This window comes from Coprobacter sp., assembly GCF_982436375.1.
On the sequence record NZ_CEWDCG010000109.1, the window covers coordinates 1 to 10,032 of the forward strand.

Genomic DNA, 10,032 nt, shown 5'->3' on the forward strand with positions numbered 1-10,032 from the left:
CCAGGAAATAGATGTTTATTATCTGGATAAACGGGTTTGCCATGATTACGATCATATTATCGACAATAATTCAGAAACAATCAGAAATGCTGTTTCTGAAAAATTATCGCATTTAACATCAGGTACTGAAGACTATATAACTGCCTGGAAAGCTCTTCAAGACGAGGCTGCCGAAGTCGTTGTTGATATTCTAAAACCTTTACTTCCTAACTGTGAGTTCTATATACCTAAAGGTAAGAGTACGTATCCTGATATAAAAATTACAGCTCCTAATGGAGATTTGTATGCTATAGATGTTAAGTGTAATGAAGCGAGTAAAGATCCATGGTTTGATATGGCACGATTAGATACGATATACAAAGAGAGGATCAATAAATATGTTTATGAGTGGGAATTAATAATTAAATATGACAGCGAAGATAATGGAAAGTTCCTAAAAGCTTATTTCCTGAAGTTTAGAGAAGTTGTTGGTATGAGACCTGACTGTAAGGGCATTAAGTATCGCCCTTATGATGGAAAAGTTCGACCGAAAACTTGGTCGGACTTTGATAATGAAATTGTTTACTGGAAAACTGACGACGATTTTCATAAAGGCATTGATATTTCATTAATTTATCGCTGGAAAGAAAACATTAAAAGTACACTTGTTCCTAAACTGACAGATGAACAGAAAAAAGAGTTTAAAGCCCTTTTTGATTAAGATATTCCATCTGCCTTTTAACAAATGTTTGTAATTTGTTAAAATCACCTGAATAATCAGAGAGAAGTGTGAATAGTTCGGAATGCTCATTCTTAAGGTCTTCAGAATTTAGCACTTTCTCTTTTTTTATACAAAGATTAATGTATTTTTTTTCAAATTGGTTCTTTGCTAAGTTTGTCGGCTTCGGAGCATTTGAAACGGATTCTCTTTGATAATACAAGTTACCCATTAGATCTGGTACTACCTTTGAGATATTTTTCTTTGCAATTTCAACATAATTCTTGTCTAACTCGGTAATAACATAATGCCTACCTAAGAGCTTAGCTGCGATAGCGGATGTTCCGGCACCTCCAAAAGGGTCAAAGATCACATCTCCTTCATTTGTAAACAACTCTATTATTCTTTCCATCAATTTTGTAGGAAGCTGACAAGGATGATGATCCCGGTCTTTTTTATGTTTTATCCTATATACATCTTGCCAAATATCTGAAAGCAGTTCTTTTTTATCATCTCCGCTATCTTTTCTTTCCTTTACACATTTTGCTCTCAAGCAATAATCTCGACTGTCTATATATTGAAGTTTGTCTATGTTGACAGTGGGTATACCGCCTTCTTTAACAAAGTATAATAATGAGTAATGAGCAGGCAATAATTTGCCTGCTGGAGTTGACAATGCGTCCCAAACAATCCAATTTTTGAAAAGTAGTCTTTTATTCAAAAAAGTGAAATGATGAATTGCCCATTTCGGGATATTTAAAACCAGTAAAGAACCTCCGGGCTTAAGATTATCGCACATTCCTCCAAGCCATTCATTACACCAGTTAATGTATTTTTGATCTTCTTTATCATCTTTATATGTAGAGTAATTTTTGGCCAAATTATATGGTGGATCGGCAAAAGCTAAATCAAAGCTACCCTGCGGATATTTTTCCTTCAAATTTTTAAGATATGCTATACAGTCGGAGTGTACGACAGTATCCAAATGATCTATCTGCTTTTGCGGTTCAAAAATAGAGATGTTTTCTTCTTGTTTGTGTAAGTTTAATGATTCAGTAGTTTGTTCTACCGCCAGAACTTCATTTCCCTCTGATAAAAGTTGTAATATTCTATCTATTACCGGTTTTGGTAATTTGTTTGCGTCTTTAACAGGAAATTCAATAAAATGCCATACATCGGAGATTGCTGTTCCCAAAGGATTGAGCAAATGCTTTTTCCCTCCCCAATCTTTTGTGTTCTGACCGCAATGAATGCAATTTTTATATGGTATTCTTACAAATTTGGTATTTAAATTGAACGGAGTAACACTTTTTTTGCTCTTTGATTTAAGATACATTAAAAGACCGATATGGGACGTTGGAATACTGTTTTCAGTAGTACTAACGCCAAACTCACAAGCAATCCAATATTTAAAAAGATAGTGGTAATCAACTTTCTCTTGATTATTAAGTTTGTCTAAGTATTCGCCAAAATATGCCAGATAGTTAGTCAAACCGTACACGAACAATAATCCGCCGTCTTTTAATAAATTCTTTGCTATATCGATGGTCTTTATAGTCTGATTAACAAATTTTAATATTTGTGCTTCATTTGACGTTTTACCTATATCATTGACTTCGAATGAAGTATTTAGAATAATTGCATCATACGAATCAGTTAGATTTTTGAGTTGAGTATCTGAAATTACTGTTAAGTTTGCTTTTGCAAAGTCTGACGCCATTATATTTGTATTTGTTTATCTGCAGTTTAATTATTACTTTGGGGTATTTATGTAGATTTTCTATAAACGTCTGCACATCCTATATTCAGAGGTGCGGATATTTTATCTCTTCCTTATTCTTTTTTAGTTGATTTTTCAATCCTTTCTATCTATGAATAAATATAACTGATCATTTGAAATATAATAATTCATGCTTATTTATATGCCTGCTTTATCAGTAAATAACAGACTTGTCAAATCTTAGCAAAGGTAATAAATCAGTCAAGAGAAAGCAAATAATAGTATGCAAAATGTTTTGTTACTTTTTTGCTCGATACTTTGTTAGGTATTGAAATACTTTGAAAAGCGATGTGTAAAGATGATAGGGGTTTATATTAAAATACGGTACACTATTTTTAGCGCTTGTCTAACTTTTGTTTCGATAATTCTTTGAACTGGGTTCTTTTTATAATTTGCATGTTCTAATTTTTTACGGATTTGTGTAATATGATTGTTACGTCTTTATAAAATAAATGTAGCCTTGTTGCATTGAGCTTGTAATTTGCGTGTCGGATATTTGCATCGTAAAAAGAACAAAGCAAGAATGATGAACAGAATTACATTGAAACAACTTTCTTTTTTAGTAATAGTTTTTTTCCTATTTTCTTCTACTGCATCAGTCGCACAAACTATTTCAGGTAAAGTATTTGATAAAGAGACCGGAGAACCGGTATTGGGTGCAACCATTTTATTAACCGGATCTTCTGTTGCGACAGCATCGGGAGAAGACGGTTCGTATATGTTAAAAAACTTGCCGTCAAATAAATCTTTGGAAATAGAGTGCCGTTTTATCGGATATAGTATTCATAAAGAGACTATCATGCTTCAGAAAGGAGAGACGAAAAATATCGATTTCTTTTTGGTCTCAGAAGATAAGCAACTTGACGGAGTCGTTGTTACAGGTGTACGAAGACGAAATACCGAGACAGCGATGATTTCGAATATAAAGAACGCCTTGACCGTTTCTACAGGTATATCGGCTGCACAGATCGTCAAAACATCAGACAGCGATGCTGCTGAGATTATCAAAAGAGTACCGGGCATTTCCCTTATTGAGAACCGATTTATTATTGTAAGAGGACTTTCTCAAAGGTATAATAACGTGTCGATCAATAATGGTGCGGTACCGAGTTCCGAAGCCGACGGCCGAGCTTTTTCTTTCGATATTATACCCAGTTCCAATATTGACAATATGATGATTATCAAATCCCCGACAGCAGAATTGCCGGGTGATTTTTCCGGAGGTTTTATAAAAATTTCGACAAAAAATATGCCGGATGAAAATTCTCTCTCGTTAAGTGTCGGTACTGGTATAAATACAGTTACCCATTTTAAAGATTTTTCGTTGTTGCAATCTTCTTCGACCGAATGGTTGGGATTCGATCGGTGTGCACGTCCTTTATCTAAAGATTTTCCTTCGCATCTGGGTTCGATAACCGATCCGTCTCAAATTACTTATTATACGAAAACCGGATTTAATAATGATTGGAATGTAAAGACATTTCGTCCTCTTCCCGACTTGAAACTTAATCTGACATGGAATCGGAAAATCGGAGATAAAGTTGGTACGATTCTTACTTTCGGATATAGTAATGCAAACAAGACAATTCCGGATATGCAGAATACTCGATACGGAATATATAGTGCCACAGCGGATGTTCCTACTATTGAGAAAAATTATATTGATAATCAATTTACAAACGAGGTGAAAATCAACGCGATGAATAACTGGTCTTTTACCCTTGATTCGAGAAATCGATTCGAGTTCAGGAATCTTTTCTCTCAGATCGGGAAAAATCGGTTTACAGAACGTTACGGGACGAGTACGGTAAGCGGTGAGTATTATGAAAATCAGACGGAGATGCTATATTCTTCAAGATTAAGTTATGTGGGGCAGCTTGCCGGACTGCATACGTTGGATGAGGATATGACTCAGACTTTGAACTGGACTGTCGATTATTCGTATGCCAATAAAATGGAACCTGATCGTCGGATTATAAAAAATATCGGGGGAATTCCTGCCGATAAGGTAATTACTTCCGATTTACCTTCTTATAACGATATGATAAACCGTTATGATCAGAAATTGTATGATCATATTGCTTCGGTCGGGGCAGATTATAAAAAAAGTTTTTCCGATCGCTCATGGAATCCTGAAATAAAATCGGGAATATATGGTGAGTATCGCATTCGTGAATATACGCCGAGAGAATTTATTTATCGCTATGACAGACTTTCGGGTGATGAACGGGTAGATTATATAAACTTACCTTATACCGAGATGATGAATGAAAAATGGCTTGGTTATGATAAAGTTTATATAGAGGAGACAACGCGCAAATCGAATGCGTATGACGGAAAGAACAGTATTGCGGCTGCTTATGTAGAAGGAGTGTTTCCGTTCGGTGCATTTCAAGCGAATTTGGGTGTGCGTGCCGAGTGGTGGAATATGTCGATAAAATATGACCGTGCGATCAGTGCGTCACAGATACTGATGACAGAATATAAGTACGATAAAGTTTCGGTTCTTCCGTCTTTTAATGTTACTTATAGTTTTAATGACAAAAATCTTATCCGGTTGGCATACGGACGTTCGGTCAATCGTCCCGAATTTCGTGAAGTTTCTCCCGCTGTTTATTATGATTTTGAGCTTTTTGCCGAAGTGCAGGGAAATCCCGATTTGAAGATGGCTACGATCGATAATGTCGATCTGCGATATGAGCTTTATCCTTCGGCCGGAGAAACCGTCAGTGTCGGATTATTTTATAAGAATTTCAGAAATCCGATAGAATGGAATTTTATCGATATGGGTGGCAGTTATCGTTACAGTTACGAAAATGCCCGTAGTGCTTATACGACCGGAGTTGAGGTGGATATTCGAAAATCGCTTGACTTTATAAATATTCCCGACTTGACTTTAGTTCTTAATGCGGCATGGGTGAAAAGCCGGGTCAAATTTAGCGATGAAGGGTTGGTAAAAGAGAAAGACCGTCCTCTACAAGGTCAGTCTCCGTATATCGTGAATGCCGGACTTTATTATACTTCTTCCGAAAAGATAGGATTATCGGCAAGTTTATTATATAACATTATCGGTAAACGTATTGTCGGGGTCGGAAAATCTACCTCTGTCGATGGAAACAGCGATTATGATGTCCCTGACGCATACGAGATGCCCCGTAATGTCCTTGACTTGACTATAAATAAAACATTCGGGAAGATAGTTTCTTTGAAATTGGGGATCAAGGATATTCTGGCACAGTCGGTTATCATGAAACAATTTCCCACTACGACGATCGATGGCGTAAAACAAGAACGGGAACAGATTACCCGGAAATATACGCCCGGAAGATCGATATCACTAAGTCTTTCTTTAAAGTTTTGATCATAAACCAAAATTAAAAAACGATGAAATCAAAATTGAAATTTTTTGTTTTAGCAGTAATCGGTGCTGTTTGTGCAGCCGGATTTACGAGTTGTAACGATGATGATGACAATGGGGGCGATCCTGCTGTCACCGGAGAAGTTATCGATTTGGGAGATGGTTCCGACAATTATGAGATAGCGGGTGATTTGACATTGACCTATCCCAATACTTATAACTTGAAAGGTTTTGTTTATGTGCCTGACGGCAAGACGATAACGATAGAGCCGGGCGTGGTTATCAAAGGAGATAAAGCCAGTAAGGGTACGTTGATTATTGAACGTGGAGGTAAAATCATGGCAAAAGGCGAGCAAGATCGTCCTATTGTGTTCACTTCATCACAAGCTCCCGGAAGCCGGAAGCCCGGAGATTGGGGCGGATTGATTATTTTAGGAAAAGCGAAGAATAACGCAGGTGAACAGACTATCGAAGGGGGAGTACGTTCGAAACATGGAGGAAATGATGATGCGGATAATTCCGGAGTGTTAAGCTATGTCCGTGTTGAGTTTGCCGGGATAGAATACTCTACCGATAACGAGATCAACGGTATTACTTTCGGATCGGTAGGAGCAGGTACTCAAGTCGACCATCTTCAGGTGTCTTATTCAGGAGATGACAGTTATGAATGGTTCGGCGGTAAAGTAGATGCCCGCTATTTAGTCTCTTTGGGTTGTTGGGATGACGACTTCGATACCGATAACGGCTATCAGGGACGGGTACAGTTTGCTGTTGCTCTCCGTAATCCGCAATACGCCGATAAATCATGTTCGAACAGTTTTGAGTCGGATAATAACAGTTCAGGTAGCGTAATCGATCCGACCACTCGCCCTATTTTTGCCAACGTGTCGCTTTTCGGTCCGGTTACCGATCCGGCCAATTATCAAGATAAAGGAAATGATAAGGGTAGTACGATGGGCTGTTTCCAGACCGGAGTTCAAATACGTCGGAGTTCAAACTGCAATCTGTTTAATTCCGTTATTGCCGGATATCCGATCGGTTTGATTATCGAGAATGATAAGGCCGGTTCTAATTCTCAGGAATCTGCTACGGCAGGGACATTGAATATTTCCGGATGTGTGATTGCAGGATGCCAAAAAGCATTTCAAGATAAAGCTCTGAATCCGAAAAATCGGGAAAGCGTTATTGATCCCTCTGATCCCGGTACGTTTGTGAGTGCATATTGGGCTACTGCTGCGCTCTCCAATGAAGGAGTCTTATCTTCTATTTCTGATTTGAAATTAAAAGGAAATCCTCAACTGTTGAACGGTACACCGGATATGTGTCCGAATACCGATAGTCCGTTAGCTGCCGGAGCAGTATGGACCAATAGTTATGTAAATAACTCGTTCTTTACCAAAACGGCTTACAGGGGAGCTTTCGGCCCTACTGAAACCGCTTCGGATAATTGGATGAGCGGATGGACTAATTTTGACCCTCAGAATACGGTATATTGATTAGATTCTTGTTTTGTCGGAAGGAGGGGGAAGAGATTTTCTCTCCTTTCTTTTTCATGTCCCGAAGTAATCCGGGACATTTTCGTTATATTTGCATAGACTATTCTTCATAACTATACATCATACACACACGATGAATTACAGAGCAAAGTATTTGTTAATCCTTTCTTTCTTATCCTTATTTGCGGGGTATGACCTGTTTGCGGTTGCAGCATCTTCTCATAGAAAAAAAGAACATCTTTCTGAATATGTGAATCCGTTTATCGGAGCAAGCACCAATGTCCGGAAAGCAAGAGCCGGTCATGGATTGGGAAAAACTTTTCCCGGAGCTACGACACCGTGGGGAATGACTCAAGTAAGTCCTAATACGATTACAGGAGGTGATAATGGTCCGGGGTATAGTGACGAACATACGACGATAGAAGGCTTTGCTTTGACGCAAATGAGCGGAATTGGTTGGTATGGAGATTTAGGCAATTTTTTGGTTATGCCTACAACCGGGGAATTGTTTACTTATCGGGGTAGTGAACAGTATCCCGAAAAAGGATACCGTTCACGTTATGACAAGCGATCTGAAAAAGCTTCTGCCGGATACTATTCGGTTTTTCTTTCCGATTATAAAATAAAAGCGGAGTTGACGGCTACACCGCATTGCGGAATTATGCGGTTTACTTATCCGAAACATAAACAAGCCCGTATTCAGATCGATCTCGCCCGCCGTGTGGGAGGAACTTCTACTCGGCAATATATAGAACGGGTAGATGATCGGACTATACGAGGATGGATGCGTTGTACGCCTGCTGGCGGAGGATGGGGAAATGGATCGGGAAAAGCAGACTATACAGTATATTTCTATGCGCAATTCAGTTGTCCATTGAAAGAATACGGGATATGGAGTGCCGATATTCCCGATAATTGGACACGTCGGTTAGGTGATATAGGAAAACCCGAATATATCGACCGGGTCATCCATGCCGAGACGTTTCATAAACGGGACAAAATGGAAGGAAATCATTTAGGATTTTATACGGAGTTCCCTACAGAAGAGGACGATGAGGTGGTTGTAAAAACCGGTATCTCTTTTGTCAGTATGAAGGGGGCGGAGATGAATTTGAAAGCCGAAGTGCGAGGGTGGAATTTTGATCGTTATCGGGACAAAGCTGCCTCTCTGTGGGATGAAGCTTTGAGCAAAATAAAAGTGTCGGGAGGTACTCGAGATATGAGAACGATCTTTTATACAGCGCTTTACCATACAATGATAGATCCGAGGGCATTTACCGATGTTACGGGTGAGTATATCGGAGGCGATAAGCAAGTACACAAGACCGACGATTTTATCAAACGGACGGTATTCAGCGGTTGGGACGTATTCAGAAGTCAGTTTCCTTTGCAGACAATTATTAATCCGGAAGTCGTAAACGACATGATCTGTTCTTTCATATCTCTTGCCGAAGAGAATGGTACGAAATATTATGACCGGTGGGAGTTCTTGAATGCTTATAGCGGATGTATGGTCGGAAATCCCGCTATATCGGTAATTGCGGACGCTTATCGGAAAGGAATTCGTAATTATGATGTAAAAAAGGCTTACGCTTATGCGGTAAATACAGCTGAGAAAATGGGGAATGATAAAAAACTCGGATATGTGCCGGGAAGGGTTTCCGAAACATTGGAATATGCTTATTCCGATTGGTGTCTCTCTGTATTGGCGGAGGATTTGGGCTGTAAAGAAGCTGCTGCCGAATATTTTGAACGTTCCCGTTCTTATTCTAAAGTTTTCGATGAAGAACAAGGGTGGTTCAGACCTCGTAATGCAGATGGTACATGGAAAGAGTGGCCTGAAGAAGGGCGGTTGAAAGAAAGTTACGGATGCGTGGAAAGTAATCTTTATCAACAAGGGTGGTTTGTCCCTCACGATATTCCCGGAATGGCAGATTTAATGGGTGGAAGAACAAAAACTTTGGCTGATTTGACGAACTTTTTTGAGAAATGCCCGTCCGATTTTTTGTGGAATGCTTATTATAATCATGCTAATGAACCGGTTCATCATGTCCCGTTTCTTTTCAATCGTTTAGGAGCACCTTGGCTTACACAGTATTGGACAAGGGCTATTTGTAACGGTGCTTATAAAAATAAAGTGGAGGGTTTGGTCGGCAATGAAGATGTCGGCCAGATGTCTGCATGGTATGTTTTGTCGGCTATGGGATTTCATCCGGTGTGTCCCGGAGAGACTCGGTACGAATTGACAACGCCATTGTTCGACCGGGTCGAAATAAAATTGGACGATCGTTATGCAAAAGGGAAGAAATTCATAATTAAAACAGTTGGAAATGCTTCGGAGGCTTGTTATATCCAGTCTGCAAAATTAAACGGGAAATCTTTAGAAAAATGTTATATAGACCATAGCGATATTATGAATGGCGGAGAGATATCTTTTCGATTGGCGTCGTATCCTAATTATTTATGGGGACTTGAGTAATTCCAAAGAGCGTTTGTGAAGCTGTTTTTTGTCCCGATAAGGAGCATAGCGGACTTGAGATGTGCATGAGCGGGAAAAAGGATCGGAAAAGGGACTTGAAAAGATATATGGTTTTACTTTTTGTCTCCAATGGCCGGAGTTAAAGATATATTTGTATTTTTGTAAGAAATTTAATTAGTTTCTTAAACAGGTTTTGAAATACTTGGACAATTTATCAGCCTT

At 38.9% G+C, this 10,032-nt stretch carries 4 protein-coding genes and 1 pseudogene; 4 read left to right on the forward strand and 1 reads right to left on the reverse strand.

Going from position 1 to position 10,032, the window contains the following annotated elements:
- Positions 1-700, forward strand: a pseudogene (locus tag AC1WHX_RS07490) (hypothetical protein); the annotation flags it as partial.
- Here the strand turns inward: AC1WHX_RS07490 and AC1WHX_RS07495 are convergent.
- The gene (locus AC1WHX_RS07495; protein WP_303117173.1) at positions 681-2,417 is read right to left on the reverse strand and encodes a DNA methyltransferase; all 1,737 of its coding nucleotides are present in this window, start codon (positions 2,415-2,417) and stop codon (positions 681-683) included. The pseudogene AC1WHX_RS07490 and the gene AC1WHX_RS07495 overlap by 20 nt on opposite strands.
- A gap of 583 nt (positions 2,418-3,000) precedes the next feature.
- Here AC1WHX_RS07495 and AC1WHX_RS07500 point away from each other — a divergent pair.
- From AC1WHX_RS07500 to AC1WHX_RS07510, 3 genes are all read left to right on the forward strand, one after another.
- Positions 3,001-5,838 (forward strand): TonB-dependent receptor, encoded by a 2,838-nt coding sequence (locus AC1WHX_RS07500; RefSeq protein ID WP_303117176.1) that lies wholly within the window; start codon positions 3,001-3,003, stop codon positions 5,836-5,838.
- 23 nt (positions 5,839-5,861) lie between these two features.
- Positions 5,862-7,331 (forward strand): hypothetical protein, encoded by a 1,470-nt coding sequence (locus AC1WHX_RS07505; protein ID WP_009318178.1) that lies wholly within the window; start codon positions 5,862-5,864, stop codon positions 7,329-7,331.
- A 133-nt stretch (positions 7,332-7,464) separates the two neighbouring features.
- Positions 7,465-9,810 (forward strand): GH92 family glycosyl hydrolase, encoded by a 2,346-nt coding sequence (locus AC1WHX_RS07510; protein WP_278583471.1) that lies wholly within the window; start codon positions 7,465-7,467, stop codon positions 9,808-9,810.
- Positions 9,811-10,032: the final 222 nt, after the last annotated feature.